The sequence below is a fragment of the Mucilaginibacter ximonensis genome, assembly GCF_042686265.1.
Classification (GTDB): Bacteria; Bacteroidota; Bacteroidia; order Sphingobacteriales; family Sphingobacteriaceae; genus Mucilaginibacter; species Mucilaginibacter ximonensis.
In genome coordinates, this window is sequence record NZ_JBHUPD010000002.1 from 1,170,088 (window position 1) to 1,184,979 (window position 14,892).

General features: G+C 44.2%; 12 protein-coding genes. 10 read left to right on the forward strand and 2 right to left on the reverse strand.

Features of this window, described 5'->3' with window-relative positions; genetic code table 11:
- Positions 1-55: 55 nt before the first annotated feature.
- The gene (locus ACFS5N_RS12775) at positions 56-1,636 is read left to right on the forward strand and encodes a glycoside hydrolase family 32 protein (protein ID WP_377185990.1); all 1,581 of its coding nucleotides are present in this window, start codon (positions 56-58) and stop codon (positions 1,634-1,636) included.
- Between the two features lie 179 nt (positions 1,637-1,815).
- Here ACFS5N_RS12775 and ACFS5N_RS12780 read toward each other — a convergent pair whose 3' ends face one another.
- Entirely contained in the window at positions 1,816-3,495 is a 1,680-nt protein-coding gene (locus ACFS5N_RS12780) for a hypothetical protein (protein WP_377185992.1), read from the reverse strand.
- Between the two features lie 129 nt (positions 3,496-3,624).
- On the opposite strand from ACFS5N_RS12780, the gene ACFS5N_RS12785 reads away from it, so the two are divergent.
- The 4 genes from ACFS5N_RS12785 to ACFS5N_RS12800 all read left to right on the forward strand — a co-directional run bounded on the left by ACFS5N_RS12785 (position 3,625) and on the right by ACFS5N_RS12800 (position 8,316).
- Positions 3,625-5,295, forward strand: a complete 1,671-nt coding sequence (locus ACFS5N_RS12785) for an exo-alpha-sialidase (protein ID WP_377185994.1) — start codon at positions 3,625-3,627, stop codon at positions 5,293-5,295.
- Between the two features lie 28 nt (positions 5,296-5,323).
- Positions 5,324-6,406 carry a 1,4-beta-xylanase gene (locus ACFS5N_RS12790; RefSeq protein WP_377185996.1) on the forward strand — a complete coding sequence of 361 codons (1,083 nt, stop codon included), beginning with the start codon at positions 5,324-5,326 and terminating at the stop codon, positions 6,404-6,406.
- A gap of 152 nt (positions 6,407-6,558) precedes the next feature.
- Positions 6,559-7,374 carry a class I SAM-dependent methyltransferase gene (locus tag ACFS5N_RS12795; RefSeq protein ID WP_377185998.1) on the forward strand — a complete coding sequence of 272 codons (816 nt, stop codon included), beginning with the start codon at positions 6,559-6,561 and terminating at the stop codon, positions 7,372-7,374.
- 78 nt (positions 7,375-7,452) lie between these two features.
- A complete protein-coding gene (locus ACFS5N_RS12800; RefSeq protein ID WP_377186000.1) occupies positions 7,453-8,316 on the forward strand; it encodes a helix-turn-helix domain-containing protein in 864 nt (287 codons plus the stop codon).
- 1 nt (position 8,317) lies between these two features.
- On the opposite strand, the gene ACFS5N_RS12805 is transcribed toward ACFS5N_RS12800, so the two are convergent.
- Positions 8,318-8,755, reverse strand: a complete 438-nt coding sequence (locus ACFS5N_RS12805; protein WP_377186002.1) for an SRPBCC family protein — start codon at positions 8,753-8,755, stop codon at positions 8,318-8,320.
- Between the two features lie 155 nt (positions 8,756-8,910).
- Between ACFS5N_RS12805 and ACFS5N_RS12810 the strand changes: the two genes are divergently transcribed.
- The 5 genes from ACFS5N_RS12810 (at position 8,911) to ACFS5N_RS12830 (ending at position 14,892) form a co-directional block, all read left to right on the forward strand.
- Positions 8,911-9,861 carry a TIGR01212 family radical SAM protein gene (locus ACFS5N_RS12810; RefSeq protein ID WP_377186004.1) on the forward strand — a complete coding sequence of 317 codons (951 nt, stop codon included), beginning with the start codon at positions 8,911-8,913 and terminating at the stop codon, positions 9,859-9,861.
- Positions 9,862-10,001: 140 nt separating this feature from the next.
- Positions 10,002-11,234: an acyltransferase family protein gene (locus tag ACFS5N_RS12815; RefSeq protein ID WP_377186006.1), complete on the forward strand. Its 1,233-nt coding sequence runs from the start codon at positions 10,002-10,004 to the stop codon at positions 11,232-11,234.
- 2 nt (positions 11,235-11,236) lie between these two features.
- On the forward strand, positions 11,237-12,568 hold the full coding sequence (locus ACFS5N_RS12820; RefSeq protein WP_377186008.1) for an acetylxylan esterase: 1,332 nt from the start codon (positions 11,237-11,239) through the stop codon (positions 12,566-12,568).
- A gap of 93 nt (positions 12,569-12,661) precedes the next feature.
- Positions 12,662-14,029, forward strand: a complete 1,368-nt coding sequence (locus tag ACFS5N_RS12825) for an acetylxylan esterase (RefSeq protein ID WP_377186010.1) — start codon at positions 12,662-12,664, stop codon at positions 14,027-14,029.
- 8 nt (positions 14,030-14,037) lie between these two features.
- Positions 14,038-14,892, forward strand: a complete 855-nt coding sequence (locus ACFS5N_RS12830) for a hypothetical protein (protein ID WP_377186012.1) — start codon at positions 14,038-14,040, stop codon at positions 14,890-14,892.

The following is a 14,892-nucleotide window of genomic DNA, read 5'->3' on the forward strand; positions in this document are numbered from 1 at the left end:
CCCTTTTTAGTTGCTATTTAATAGTGCAATATACTATCTTTAAGACCTAGAGGTAATGCACCTGCCAAAGCAATCTGTTTACGTATTAACTGTACAAGCCATGCTGCGTAATAAACTGATAACTATTTTATTATTGTTGCCCGCTGCAAAAGGGTATTGCCAAAAACAACCTGTCCCGACACCGCTATGGCGTCCGCAATATCATTTTACTCCCGAAAAAAATTGGACTAACGACCCTAACGGTCTGCTGTTTTTAAATGGCGAGTATCAGTTATACTACCAGCACAATCCTTTCGAAAATAAATGGGGCCACATGAGTTGGGGCCATGCTACCAGTAAAGATTTGATCAGTTGGAAACACTTGCCGGTGGCAATACCAGAAATTGTACATCCTGATACCACAACCTGGATATATTCCGGCTCGGCTGTGTTAGATAAAAATAATACCAGCGGACTGGGCACTAAAGAAAAGCCGCCTGTGGTGGCAATTTTTACAGGCGATCAACCCAAACAGCATAAAGAGTCGCAATTTATCGCTTATAGTAACGATAACGGCATAAGTTTTAAGCAATACAGCTCAACACCGGTTATTGATTTAAATAAAAGCGATTTCCGCGACCCCAACGTGTTTTGGTATGAGCCAACCAGGCAATGGATCATGACGGTATCTATGGTGAACGAGCACATGGTGCGTATTTACGGCTCGTCAAACCTTAAAGACTGGACCAAACTGAGCGATTTTGGCCCGGCGGGATATACCCGTAATGGATGGGAGTGCCCTTCACTGCTGCCATTGGTGGTTGATAATGACCCGAAGAAAGTTAAATGGGTAATGTTTGTATCGTCAGGCGGAGACCATGGCCCGCTTATTCAATATTTTGTAGGCGATTTTGACGGCACCACTTTTAAAGACGACAACGCCGGTAAGCTGGTTTTACCGGTAGATTATGGAGATTGCTTTTATGCCGCCATAGCCTGGCGGGATGCTCCACAAAACAAAAAAATATTATTAGGATGGCTACAGGACGGCCGCCGCGAAACTTACCCCTGGAAAGGACAAATGTCTATTCCTCATGACTTATCATTGAAGACTACCGATGAAGGGTTAAGACTGGTACAAGAGCCTTCATCTGTTGTAACAAAAGCAATGGGCAAATATGCTGCTCAGAAAGTTTTATTAACGAAAAATCTGCCTATTAACGATACGCGTATCAATTTGAACAAAGAGCGTCCATATAGCGGTAACTCCTATTGGATAAACGCAGAGTTTGAGGTAACCAAAGACACCAAAAAAGTAGGCTTTAATATTGTTGAAAACCCTGATATCACTAAAAATGTAAATGTAGGTTATGATGCTGAAAATGGCCAGTTGTTTATCGATTGTACCATATCAGAAATGGGGAATAAATCGCGCCAAAATCTTACCCAAACCGCGCCAATGAAACCTGAAAACGGCGTGGTTAAGATACAGGTGCTGGTAGACAATTCGTCGCTTGAGGTATTTGGCAACGGTGGGGAAAAAGTGATCTCAACTATGATATATCCGGATGGTAATGCCACCAACCTATCGGTTTTTGCCGAAGGTAAGGCCGCGATAAAATGGATGAATATCTGGGACTTTAACCAGAAGAAATAAAGAAAGGCGCCATCGGCGCCTTTCTTTATTTGTCATTCTGAGCGATAGCGAAAAATCTTACACGCTTTAACTGCCAGTTTGATTATTGCTCCAGAATTACAGGTGGCTACGAGAGTTTGACAAAAACAGGGTGTCATGCTTCGAGAACCTCAAGGGGCACCCCTTTTGTTCTGTTTCAATTACTTAATATCTGCCATATTTAATACAATACGGTTGGCCTCAGGTGTTATTCTGAAAATAGAGCTGTTACCCGGTTTACTGAAGCTGCCTTTAACCGCTTTTAATTTATAGGGCATGTTTTCAAATTGGCAATCCAATTCTTTGGTGTCTATCTTTTCAAATGGTAATTTATCCGTTGGTGGCGTATTGAGTTCAAGGTACCAGTCGAGTTTTATTTTGCTTAACAGGTTTATTTTTACCTGTCCTTCGGCAAGGTCAATTTCTATAGATCCGTTAGCGGTTGTTAAAGGCCACGAAATATGAAGGGCGCCTGTAGCAGTTTTGCTAAATTTCGGCTCGCCGCCGGTTAGCAGAATATCGCCTGCATCAGTCCTGGCTTTGAAACGCAAACCGGCCAGGTCATCGCGTTTACTCCAGATATAGCCGTCAACAATCGGAAGGGTAAAGAAGGTACACTCATTCGACGTTACCGGCGTTGTTTCATAAACCGATGGGAAAGTTTCATCAAACAAATGAATATCGCGGATACGCAGATTATTGTTCTCCCACAATAAATTGATACGGTAAAAGCGGCTATTGTACCAGGCGGTTTTCAAATCGCTGCCCGGAATGTCCTTGCTTACGCTGAACGAGGTAGGCGGGGTTACTTTATAATTCTTTTTAAACCATGTGCCCGATTGCTCCATGGTTTCTACACGAAGTTTATGCTGGTCACGCAGCCTGGCAATGAGCGGCATCTGTATTTCGAAACCTTTTTTCATGGCGTCCCAGGTAAACGAGTTTTCCTGCCCGGCCTGGGTGTAGTTAAAGTTAACTGATTTATCGTCAGCCAAAGCTTTAAAGAACCAGCTTACCCAGGTTGAATCGCCACCCCCGAAATGGTAAACCGGCTCAAGCGTAATCACTCCCTGCCTGCTGGAGCTAATGCCGGTATCATATTGACGCACAGGGTCGCTTCCCAACATTCTGAAGATGGGTACCGGTATTTGTTGCGCTTCATGTTGCGCCGGCATATATGAGTTGATTTTACTTGGATAATAAGCCTGATTCCAGTAGCCGCCCCATAAGGTGTAACCGTCGGTGCCGTACTGGTCTTTACAATTTGCCGATGCTACGATGTGGTATTTCTGATACATATAGTTCAGGCTGTAAGCATCGATAAACCATGAGGCAACGGTTTTGGGATAATAGCCGAATATCTTTTTAAAATCGTCAAAATAAGTATCAATCAGTTTGGTGCGTTCGGCCGGCGTATAGCCGGTTGAGAAACCAATGTTGGCGCGCCAGTCCCATGGGTAACGGCCGCGCCACGTCATTCCGGCATTTTCAACCAAAGGTTGGGGTATTTCCCACCACGCGCCAATTTCAAAACTGCCTTTTGGTAATGAGGCCAGCAGCGTTTGATAACGCTTATCCATCAAGGCATCATACTGCAGCAGGAAAGTGCCACCCAGATGATATTTTTTCATAATGTTAACCTGCTGTACAACTGTTTGGTACAGCACATCTTCGGTAATCTTTGGGTCGCGCGGCTCAAGCAGGCGAATAAAGTTGACAATGTTGACAATTTTTGGCGCTGGTTGCGCAGTTTTGGTACTTTGAGCTGCTGCCGTTAAAGTGCAAAGGGCTAACATTGCTACGGCCAGGGCTTTGCTAATATTTTTAAATTTCGAAATCATGAGTATAGCGATACTTTGCTAAGTGTATAATTGGATACGCAAACTTAATATAACTTGGCTGATTTGCTGTCCTGTACTGTCTTGCAGAATACATAAATCTCCGTATTATTGATCAACCATACCAATCCAATGTTAAAACCGAAATTGTATCTTCTGCCGCTCTTGTTAATTGTAGCGATGAGCAGCGTGGCGCAGCAAGCCAAAACACCGGTTGGCGGCATCCGCATAGCCTGGGATTACAACACGCTGGTTAAAGTATCATCAAATAATGCCCGTTACTCTGGCTATGCACGGTTGATACAACTTGCAGATAATTCGCTGCTCGGCGTTTATGAATCTGAAGGGAGCGTTTACTGTGTTAAAAGTAACGATTTGGGTAAAAGCTGGTCGGCTCAAACGCTGATAGCGCCGCACGCCGACGGGGTGAATATGGCCGTTCCTGATATCTTACAGCTAAAAGATCATTCATTGTTAGTTTGCTATAACCCACGGCCGTCACGCCGCCCAATTGATACCACCAAACATTTCGCTATTAAAACTAAAAAAAGCTACGACCACGGTAAAACCTGGACCGACGAGCGTACCCTTTACAAAGCTGATTATCGGTTCGAGAACGGCTGCTGGGAACCATCGGCTATACAATTGCCTGACGCCGATGTGGAGTTATTTTTTGCCAATGAAGATCCGTACCGGCAATCTAATGAACAGTGTATTTCGATGGTAAAATCAAGGGATGGCGGCTTGAGCTGGTCAGCGGCGAAAACTACCAGTTTCAGGCCGCATTCGCGGGATGGTATGCCAAGCCCGATATTGCTGCAAAACGGTAAGGAAATGGCTTACTCGATAGAAGACAACGGTTTCAAAAATTTCAAGCCAACTATTATTCGCAGTACATTGAAAGATGATTGGTCTAAACCTGTTGGCGCTACTAGCCCGAACCGTAACTTCGCGTTAGCCGATAAAGTGCCAGATAGCCTTTACCTTGGTGCGCCCTATCTGCGGCGGCTAAAAACCGGCGAAACCATCCTTTCATATCAGGGAACCGAAGGCCGCATAAACAACATGAACCATAGCGAAATGAAAGTAGTGGTTGGCGATAATGAGGGCCGTAATTTCAACCGTAAATCGGTACCGTTTAATATTGCCGGTGATAAAGCCGGGCTATGGAACAGTGTATGTGTGCTAAATGACAATACGGTTGTGGCGTTGACCAGCACCAGTAGCTTTTCACAAAATCACAATACTGAGGTGTGGATGATCAAGGGTCATGTTATGCCTGAACTATCGGTTAAAAGGGCACAGATTCACAATGATCCATCGCAGGATAGCCTGGAGACCAAAGTTTTTATAGGTGGCGATGGTCTGGCTAATTTAAAAGCCGATCTGAATTATAATGACCAGATGCTATATGTTATGGTTGCTGTACGTGGTGTCGATAGTTTGAAAAACGCGTCCTTCACTATTTATCTCGACCCACAAAATAAAAGCTACGATGCCCCCGGTAAAGGTGTATTCAAAATTACGATGGACAGACGTAATGAATTGACCATGTTTGAAGGTGATAGCGGCGAATGGAAAAAAGGCTATCCAAGGGGTATCTTGAACGATAACAACATGCGTGCCGGTAAGAGATATACGCAGGTAATCGGTATCCCATGGTCAATAATTGGAGGCCGCCCGGCAGCAGGTAAACGCGTAGGTTTTAACATGGCCTTAACCGATAGCAATGGCCATACTGAAAATATTTCATCAAATGAGGCAGATAAACCTTTTACTTGGTGCACACTTAAACTATATTAGCAAACCAATTAATTATCCAATAATCACGATGAAGAGAATAAAAAATATGTTATTAACCGGCGCGGTTGCTTTGGCAGCTTTATCGGTTAATGCGCAGTCAAAAACTGCAGGGGCAGACAAGATATGGTCGGCCGCTAAAGCTAACCAATGGTACAGCCAGCATCGCTGGATAGCAGGCGCAAATTTTATCCCCAGCAATGCCATCAACCAGTTAGAAATGTGGCAAGCTGATACTTTTGATCCAAAAACCATAGACCGCGAACTGGGGTATGCAGAGGGCATTGGTTTTAACACGGTACGTGTTTTCTTACATAGCATTGCTTATGCCGAAGATCCAAAAGGTTTTAAATCGCGCGTTAATGAGTTCCTGACTATCGCCAGCAAACACCATATTCAACCCTTGTTTGTATTTTTCGACGATTGCTGGAACAACGACCCCAAACCGGGCAAACAGCCCGAAGTTAAAACAGGTGTGCATAATTCAGGATGGATGCAAGACCCGGGTGTGCCGGCGCTTAAAGACCCGAAAGAAATGGCCAGACTGGAGCATTACGTAAAAGATATCCTAACCACTTTTGGCCACGATAAACGCATCTTGCTTTGGGATTTGTTTAATGAGCCGGGTAATAGCGGTAAAAGAGAATCATCAATGCCTTTGTTGGTTAACGTGTTTAAATGGGCGCATGAGGTTCGTCCAGACCAGCCGGTATCTGCCGGTTTGTGGGACTGGAGTTTTGAAAAGCTGAATACCTATCAGGCTTTAAATTCAGACGTGATCACTTATCATAATTATGACGAAGTTGGTCCGCACCAGCGGGTGATTCAATTGCTGAAAACACATGGTAAGCCGTTGATCTGTACTGAATATATGGCTCGCCCGCGTAACAGTACTTTTGGCACAGTAATGCCGATGCTTAAAAAAGAGAACGTTGGCGCCATTAACTGGGGCTTTGTAATGGGTAAAACTAATACCATTTATGCCTGGGATACGCCAATCCCTGGTGGCGAGGAGCCAAAATTGTGGTTCCACGACATTTTTCGCAAGGATGGCACCCCATATAAAACTGATGAGGTTGAGCTGATCAAAAAGCTTACAACAGAAAAGAATTAAGAACCTTTTGACTATAAATAAAAAGCACCGCCACAAAAATTCATGGCGGTGCTTTTGTTTTTAGCAAATGCTGGTCCGCAGAGTCATTAATATGGACTTAAAAAGCAAGTCAAGAGGCGACTCGTTTTCTAATTTTGCTGAAAATTAACTAGATGAATCCAAATAAAGCATTGTGGGAAAAAGGCGACTTTACAAAAATTGCCGATACCATGCGCAATAGCGGAGCCGGGCTGGTGGCCAGGCTGGGTATTACAAAAAATATAAAACTACTTGACCTTGGTTGCGGCGACGGCACAACAGCCATACCGGCGGCAAAGCTGGGCGCCGATGTCACCGGAATTGATATTGCCGAAAACCTGGTTGCAGCCGGCAATGCCAGAGCCAAGGCCGCAGGACTTACAAATTGTACATTTAAACAAGGCGATGCTTGCCAGCTGCAAGGGGTAGCGGATGATTCATTCGATATGTTAGTGAGTATCTTTGGGGCCATGTTTGCGCCAAAACCATATGATGTGGCTAAAGAAATGGTTAGGGTTACCAAACCAGGCGGCAAAATTGTGATGGGAAACTGGATCCCAGGCGACCCAACACTTGTTGCCCAGATACTCAAAATTAGTTCGGCCTATACACCGCCGCCGCCCGAGGGCTTTGTGAGCCCGATGTTATGGGGAGTAGAGGCAGAAGTAGTGGATAGGTTTGCTGCGGCGGGTGTCTCCAAACAAAATATCGTTTGCCAAAAAGCCGACTTTACTTTTGTTGCTCAATGTACGCCCAATGAATTTGTCGACCTGTTTAAAAGATACTACGGCCCAACAATGAGCGCCTTTGAAGCAGCCGGAAAAAATGGCAAGGCAGCCCAGCTGGAACGTGAACTGCAAGCGCTTTTTGCAGAAAAAAATAGTAGTAATAATAGTTCAATCACCTCAATCACGGCCACTTATTTATTGGTTGAAGTAACCGTATCATAAATTAATGCGTGAAATTTAGCCGGTAGGTCATTGATCTGCCGGCTTTTATGTATTTTGTCCTGTTTTCGGAAAGCGGAGATGGTCAATATTTACGATAACACATTAGATAACCCCAATTATTACCGGCAATTTTCGTGCGGCGAAAGTTTGATTACGCTGTACAATTGCCCGCTAAAAAACAAGTATCAGGACGTATGGTGCCAGCATAATTATTTTATTTATGTAATTGAGGGAACTAAAAGATGGCATACCGCGCAAGGCACTTTTGAGCTGACAGAAAATACTTGTGTGTTTGTGCGCAAGGGCGCTGCTATATCCGAACAGCTTTCGGACGATAAATTTTGCCTGGTAATGTTTTTTGTGCCCGATGATTTTATCTGCGAAGTATTAAAAAGCAAAACCTCACCCATCTATAGGTCGGACGAGACCTTTCATACAGTCATGCCTATTATCAACGACAACTATGTGCAGGCTTTTTTTAAATCGATAATGCATTTTTTTGAAGCCCGGTACGAACCTGAAAAGGCATTGCTCGAACTAAAGTTTCGCGAGTTGATCTTAACCGTCGCAGGCAATTTGAATAACCGCGAGATGCTTGCCTATTTTGGCGCCTTGCTGCATGAGCCACAAGCCATATCGCTACAAAAGGTAATGGAAAGCAATTATTGCTATAATCTTAAACTAGAAGCATATGCAAAACTAGTTAACCGCAGCCTTTCTGCATTTAAACGCGATTTCCGGAAACAGTTTGACACTACGCCTGGTAAATGGCTATTAGAAAAACGGCTTATTCATGCCCGCAATTTGCTGGTTAATACCAATAAAACGGTTAGTGAAGCGGCTTTTGAGAGTGGATTTGAAAGCGTCTCGCATTTTAGCCGCGCGTTTCGCGGACGCTTTGGACTCACACCGATTTCTGTCAAAAACCCTGTCTTTGCCTGATCTATTGCAAGGCCTCTGCTTTTTTCTTTAAACTCTCCAGCCAGGCGCGTAGCGTTTTATTCAGTCCATCCTGGTAAAAATCAATTTGTTCATTCACCGGGTCACCTTCCAATGATTCGGCTGTATTTACGAGAACGCCGTCACCCATATCGCGGAAAAGCCACACATGTATGCCCAATACACCGTTTACGGTGCCCGACCAGGAGATCTTTTGTCCAGGTATAAGCTCACTGATAGTCGATGAAATTTCCATCCCGCTGATGGTCCAGGTAAAAGTTTTGCCAATAGCGGGTGGCGCATCTATCCTGGAGGCAGATATCTCGTCATTCCAATCGCTCCAGTTTGAAATGTCGGTATGGATGTTCCATACGTCAATTAGCGGCGCGTTAATAATGATCTCGTCGTTAGTTAAAACAGGGGCTTTCGGGTTGATGTTCATAGGTGCAATATTGATAGGGGTAGTAGTGCAAATATCTTACCAATAACAACAATGCTGCAGACAAAATGTTGGAACAATGATTAACTAAACGTGTTATTCAGATTCGTCGCGGAGAATGACAAAAAAGGATTTACTAAATCCGTATCTTTGCGCCAATGCAATTAACAGACACGACAGCAAGTATTTGGGAGAAGGGATATAACAACTACGGGCCATGGCTTAAAGAAAAGTACAAAGGGCACCGGGTGTTTAAGGTTATTGTTGATGGCAACTTCACGTGCCCCAACAGAGATGGCAGTAAAGGCTACGGTGGATGTACTTATTGTAATGTCGACTCGTTTACGCCGTCGGTTAGCCGCCAGGCGCCAAACCTGAAGCAACAGGTTATTGAGGGCATGGAGCGTGCCCGCAAAGGTAATAAAGCCGACAAGTTCATTATTTACTTTCAACCTAATACCAATACATACGCACCTACGCATTACCTGAAAGCACTGTATGACGAGGCTTTAAGCTATTGCCCCGAGGATATCGTTGGTTTGTCGGTAGGTACCCGGCCTGATTGTATAGATGCCGAAAAAATAGCCCTGCTTGAAAGCTATACTGACCGTTTTGATGTCGACCTGGAGATGGGTATGGAAAGTATCTATAACGATACCCTGGCGCAGATCAACCGCGGTTGTACGCATGATGACCTTTTACGTGCCTTAAAACTGGTTGAGAACAGCAAGCTGGATATTTGTGTGCATACCATCTTTGGCCTCCCCGGCGAAACCAAAGAAATGATGCTCAAATATGCTGACGAGATAAACCGTCACCCGCAGATTAAATTTGTAAAATTTCACCACCTGCATATTGTCGAAGGCTCGGTAATGGGCGTAAAATACAAACGCGAACCGTTTAAGCTATTTACACTTGATGAGTACGCCAGTTTCCTGTGCGAACTGCTTCCGCTGGTTCGGCCAGACGTGGTGATTCAGCGCCTGTTTGGCCTGAGCGACCGCGAACTGCTTATTGCTCCGAACTGGGGACTGAAAAAATCAGAGATCCAATATTACATCGACCAAAAAATTCTGAATAGCGGCGTAGTACAAGGCAGCGCTTTGTAACACTTTCGCAAAGGTTAAAGCCTGCAGGGGTAAGATTCGGTCAACCATACCAAAAACCGCTCAGAAATACCCGCCAACGGCATTTGTTTTGCACATAAAGTATAAACAAGTATTTTAGAGCACACTAATCCGTTAAACTTTTGGCACAAAAAGCTGTACAAAACTATATTCCGGCTTTAACCGGGGTGCGCGCACTTGCTGCGTATCTGGTGTTTGTGTCGCACTACTATTATGTTTTTGATGATACTTTTCCTCACATTGTGCAACGCTTTCTGGGCGAGTTCCACATTGGGGTGTCCATCTTTTTCGTTTTGTCAGGATTTTTGATCACTTTCAGGTACTACCATAACTTTCATTTAACCACTGATTGGTTTAAGCAATACTTAAAAAACAGGGTGGCCCGCATATACCCCATGTATGCTATCCTCACTATTTGCGCCTTCATCTATTTCTTTTTTACTAAAGACGAAAGCATCACCCGGGGCTACGATCGCCCGGTATGGTTACTGATCATGAACATTACTTTCATCAGGGGTTTCTTTTACCGTTTCTGGGACACGGGCATTGCGCAAGGGTGGAGCTTAACTGTTGAGGAATGCTTTTACTTTTCGGCGCCCATTATCTTTCTCATCGCCAAAAAATATGGCAGGTTTTATATTCAGCCTGTTATCATCACAGCCTTTGCTATAATAATGGTGCTTATATTTAGTCACGTCGACTGGTATGGCTTTTTCAGCAATTTCCCTTTCGTGATGTTGTTCACCTTTTTTGGGCGATGCTTTGAATTTTATGTGGGTGTACAACTGGCACGCATTGTACTAAACAAAGGCTTTGAACGCACCAACAAAATAGTATATACCTATTTAGGTTTTGCCCTGATATTTTTATGTGTGCTGGCAATGGCTTTTCAACCAATCCCCAAGGGATGGAACGCCGGCGTACAAAGCCCGGCAGGCATTATTGTAAACAATTACTTTTTGTGCATAGCGGTGGCCCTGTTTTTTTACGGGATACTTACCGAGCAAACTGTCATGAAAAAGGTTTTGGCGCTGCCTTTTGTTGAGTTACTGGGTAAAAGCTCATATATATTCTACCTCATCCATCTGGGGTGGATGTACAACCTGGTGCACAGTGGTACAAACTGGCTTAATGACTATGTCTTTACTTTATATGACAAATGGGGCGTCGACTGGCATTCGCCATTTGAGAACGACAAGCTGAACCTGTTATATGCATTTGTTTTACTTAACGCTATAGCTATATTGTTATTTAAGACTATTGAAGAGCCGCTGAATCATTTCATCCGTAAATCAGATTTCCTGATCAAGAATAAAAAATCAAACCCGGAGAACAGCTCCGCTCAAATAAAGTAGGTATGATTAGAAGGGTTACAAAACTGATATATCTGACAGGTACATTGCTGTTAATGACTACGGCTGTTTCACTTGCGCAGGAAGAAGCACCCCAAAAAATATCGCTGGCCGACGAAACAGAGATTTCGACCATAATCACCCCCTCAAACAAAAACGCAATATTTGATGCAGCTGCAAAATACACGTTCGAGGTGCGCAATCCAACAGACGAGGATCAGAAAGGCAAAATATCCTATACCGTTTTGGATGAAAACGGCATAAAAATGCATACCGATTCAGTTAAGGTCAACGTTGCAAAAAAAAGCATCGGCAAATATAATTTTGAGATTGCAGGCAAGGGGCCTGGGTTTTACAAAGTAAACTTCATCATCAATACTTCAGATTATGATGACACCCTGCATAAAGTTTTCGGTGTGAAGCCCGAGCTCATCAAATCAAACTACAAAGCCCCGGCCGATTTTGACGCTTTCTGGCAAAAAGCAAAAAGCGATCTGGCTAAAGTCGACCCCAAATTCCAGGTGACCTATCAGCCTAAGCTGAGCACCAAAACCTGTAAGGTTTACCTGGTTGAAATGCAGTCGCTGGATAATATAACGGTGCGTGGCTGGTTAACAGAGCCTGCTAACGCTGATCCCAAACATAAATGCAGTGTGGTACTGGCGCTGCCTGGCTATCAGATAGACTTGAACCCGATCATGACTGTCGATCCGGATTTTGCGTTCCTGGCGCTTAATGTGCGCGGGCAAGGCAACAGCCGCGGGTCCATCAATACCCGCCATGACGAATTTGTGATACACCGCATTGAAGATAAAAACAAATACGTATTGCGTGGCGTTATTATGGACTGTGTGCGAGCCATGGATTTTTTATATACCAGGCCTGAGATAAGGCACGATCAGATATTTGTTAAAGGCGGTAGTATGGGCGGTTTTTTAGCGATGACCACCGCAGCCTTAGATAGTCGCGTTAATTTATGTTCTGCGCAGAGCCCTGTGTTTGCAGACATGCGCAGCCTGATAAAACGGGTTGAGTTTCCGATAAAATCCATCAATTTGTACTTACGGTCGCAGCCCGGCTTAACGCTTAATCAAATCATGGATAACTTTGATTATTTCGATGTTAAGAACTTTGCCCCTAAAATCAAATGTAACTTTATGATGAGTGTGGGGCTTTTGGATACCTACGTGCCGCCAACCAATGATTTTGTTGTTTTTAACAGCATGACAGCTAAGAAAAAGATCATGTTATTCAGAGACCGCGGGCATGAGGTTAGCCCTGTATATACACAAACAGAGTTAAAGTGGATGCATGACCAGTTTGGTTTATACTATTAATTGATAAGTATTAAAACGCCTGTATTAAGCCGGTGTTAAAATAAAATGAGCGCCAAATATCTACAACTGACAAAAAAACTGAAATTGCTTGCGATGGTTGCAATACTGTCCGGCTTTCAGCCTATGTTGAATATCGCCGCTCACGCTCAGGCTCAGTCGCACACTTCGCCCCCGCCGAGAAAGGATAATGTGAACGCTGCGCCGCCAAAACCTGATGATAGTGATGATGACGACGGTTCTGATAATGGCGAAATATCAACTGTTTTAACAGCTGCAGACAAAAACGCTATTTTTAAGGATAAAGCCAAATACACATTTGAGGTAAGTAATACAACAAAGGCCGACCAGCTTGGTAAGGTTTCTTATACGGTTACCACCGAAAAAGGCGAACAACTGTTTGAAGACTCGGTAAAAGTTAATATCCCGAAAAAAAGTGTAAAAAAATACAACTTCATTTTACCTTCAAAAGGCGTCGGTTTTTACAAGGTAAACTTTATGATCAATGTGAGCGATTATGATGATACTACCCGGCGTGTATTTGGCATCAGGCCTGAAGAGATCAGCTCGCGCTACAAAAAGCCCGCTGATTTTGAGCTGTTCTGGCAAAAAACAAAAAATGAACTGGCACAGGTGAAACCAAATTTCAGGGTAGTTGCCATGCCCAAGCTTGATAAGGATAACCGCCACGTTTACCTGATAGAAATGCAGTCGTTGGGAAACATAACTATCAGGGGATGGATGACAGTGCCTGTAAACCGCAACAAGGATAAAAAATTTGCGGTTTTGCTGGGTTTGCCGGGCTACCAGGTTACCCTTAACCCACTTACAGGTTTAGACCCCGACCTGGCGATCATTACCCTTAACGTACGCGGGCAGGGCAATAGCCGCGGGCCGGTTAATACCCCCCGCGACGAATACATAGTGTACCACATTGAAGATAAATATAAGTATGTGATGCGTGGGGCTATTGCCGATTGTTTGCGCGCCGTTGATTTTATTTGCGCTCAGCCTAACCTGCGACATGACCAAATCCTGGTATCGGGCGGTAGTATGGGTGGTTTTTTGTCGATAGCGACAGCTAGTTTGGATAAACGGGTTAAATTGTGCTCGGCACAAAACCCTATTTTATGCGATATACGCGGCATGGTGGGCGCTGTTAAATGGCCCATAAGTGCTATGCAGCAATATGTAGGCACCCAGCCGGGCCTGTCATTTAATACCATATTGGATAATATGGATTATTATGATGTTAAAAATTTTGCAAGTAACTTAAGCTGCCCAACCATTATGGGTATAGGTTTGCTTGACCCGTTTGCGCCGCCTGATAATGAATATGCCGGCTATAATAACATTAAGGCGGCCAAACGTATAATGGTTTTTAAAGACCTTGGGCACGAAATCACGACGGCCTATAAAGAGCTGGAGGGCCGATGGATGCGTGATGCCTTTGGATTATTTTAAGATACGATATGAGCTTTACCAAACCCGGACTGAAATACCTGCTGGTTGCATCGGTATTTTTTATCACAATGCAGCGCAAAAGCTACGGCGGCGCGTTCCCGGTAAGGCCGGGCAGCTGGCTGCTATCGCCTTCTGTAAACTATTTCTTTGCCAATAAAGGGTGGGATTCATTACGCAGGCTTAGTCCGTTTGCCAATGGCGGCCAGTTTACTTCACTTAGTTACTCACTCTATACCGAGTACGGCTTATCGCGACGCTTCACCCTGGTAGGTCAGTTACCTTTTGTAAACAACCATTATCACGACAATACGGGCTACGATAACCGCACCAACGGTTTTACCGATATGGAAATTGGTATAAGGTATTACGCATTTAACATCAATTATATTTACTATTTTTCAGTACAAGGCACCTTTATACAGCCTTTGTATACTAACAATATCAACCTGGGTTACGGCGAGCAGGGCGCAGAAGTTAAAGTGTCCTTTGGCGGTAGCGGGCACGTGCTGGGCAGAAACTACTACTTTACTATTGACAATGGCGTGCGTCAATACTTTGGCAGCAGCGGCCCCTTACAAGACCGTTATACAGGAACCGTAGGTTTAACGTTGGACAGGCGCTTTAAGCAGCAGATATCAGCTACCATCGGCGGGTTTTATTCAACCAGCAGCTTAAGCGGAGGTTACGATCCGGCGCATATAGCAGCCAATAAAAACTTTGCTTTTAACCAGGTATCGTTAAGCTACGGCTATTCATTTACCCGCAAGATATCGTTGTTCATATCGGCAGGTAAATTTATTAACGGGCGCAACACGGGCGATGGTTCAAGCGTTTCGGCATCACTCATTTTAAGGCCCTTTTAG

Bases quoted from the DNA above. Each gene is read 5' to 3' on its own strand.
- ACFS5N_RS12775 (WP_377185990.1), top strand. From the start codon at position 56: ATGCACCTGCCAAAGCAATCTGTTTACGTATTAACTGTACAAGCCATG.
- ACFS5N_RS12780 (WP_377185992.1), bottom strand. From the start codon at position 3,495: ATGATTTCGAAATTTAAAAATATTAGCAAAGCCCTGGCCGTAGCAATG.
- ACFS5N_RS12785 (WP_377185994.1), top strand. From the start codon at position 3,625: ATGTTAAAACCGAAATTGTATCTTCTGCCGCTCTTGTTAATTGTAGCG.
- ACFS5N_RS12790 (WP_377185996.1), top strand. From the start codon at position 5,324: ATGAAGAGAATAAAAAATATGTTATTAACCGGCGCGGTTGCTTTGGCA.
- ACFS5N_RS12795 (WP_377185998.1), top strand. From the start codon at position 6,559: ATGAATCCAAATAAAGCATTGTGGGAAAAAGGCGACTTTACAAAAATT.
- ACFS5N_RS12800 (WP_377186000.1), top strand. From the start codon at position 7,453: ATGGTCAATATTTACGATAACACATTAGATAACCCCAATTATTACCGG.
- ACFS5N_RS12805 (WP_377186002.1), bottom strand. From the start codon at position 8,755: ATGAACATCAACCCGAAAGCCCCTGTTTTAACTAACGACGAGATCATT.
- ACFS5N_RS12810 (WP_377186004.1), top strand. From the start codon at position 8,911: ATGCAATTAACAGACACGACAGCAAGTATTTGGGAGAAGGGATATAAC.
- ACFS5N_RS12820 (WP_377186008.1), top strand. From the start codon at position 11,237: ATGATTAGAAGGGTTACAAAACTGATATATCTGACAGGTACATTGCTG.
- ACFS5N_RS12825 (WP_377186010.1), top strand. From the start codon at position 12,662: ATGGTTGCAATACTGTCCGGCTTTCAGCCTATGTTGAATATCGCCGCT.
- ACFS5N_RS12830 (WP_377186012.1), top strand. From the start codon at position 14,038: ATGAGCTTTACCAAACCCGGACTGAAATACCTGCTGGTTGCATCGGTA.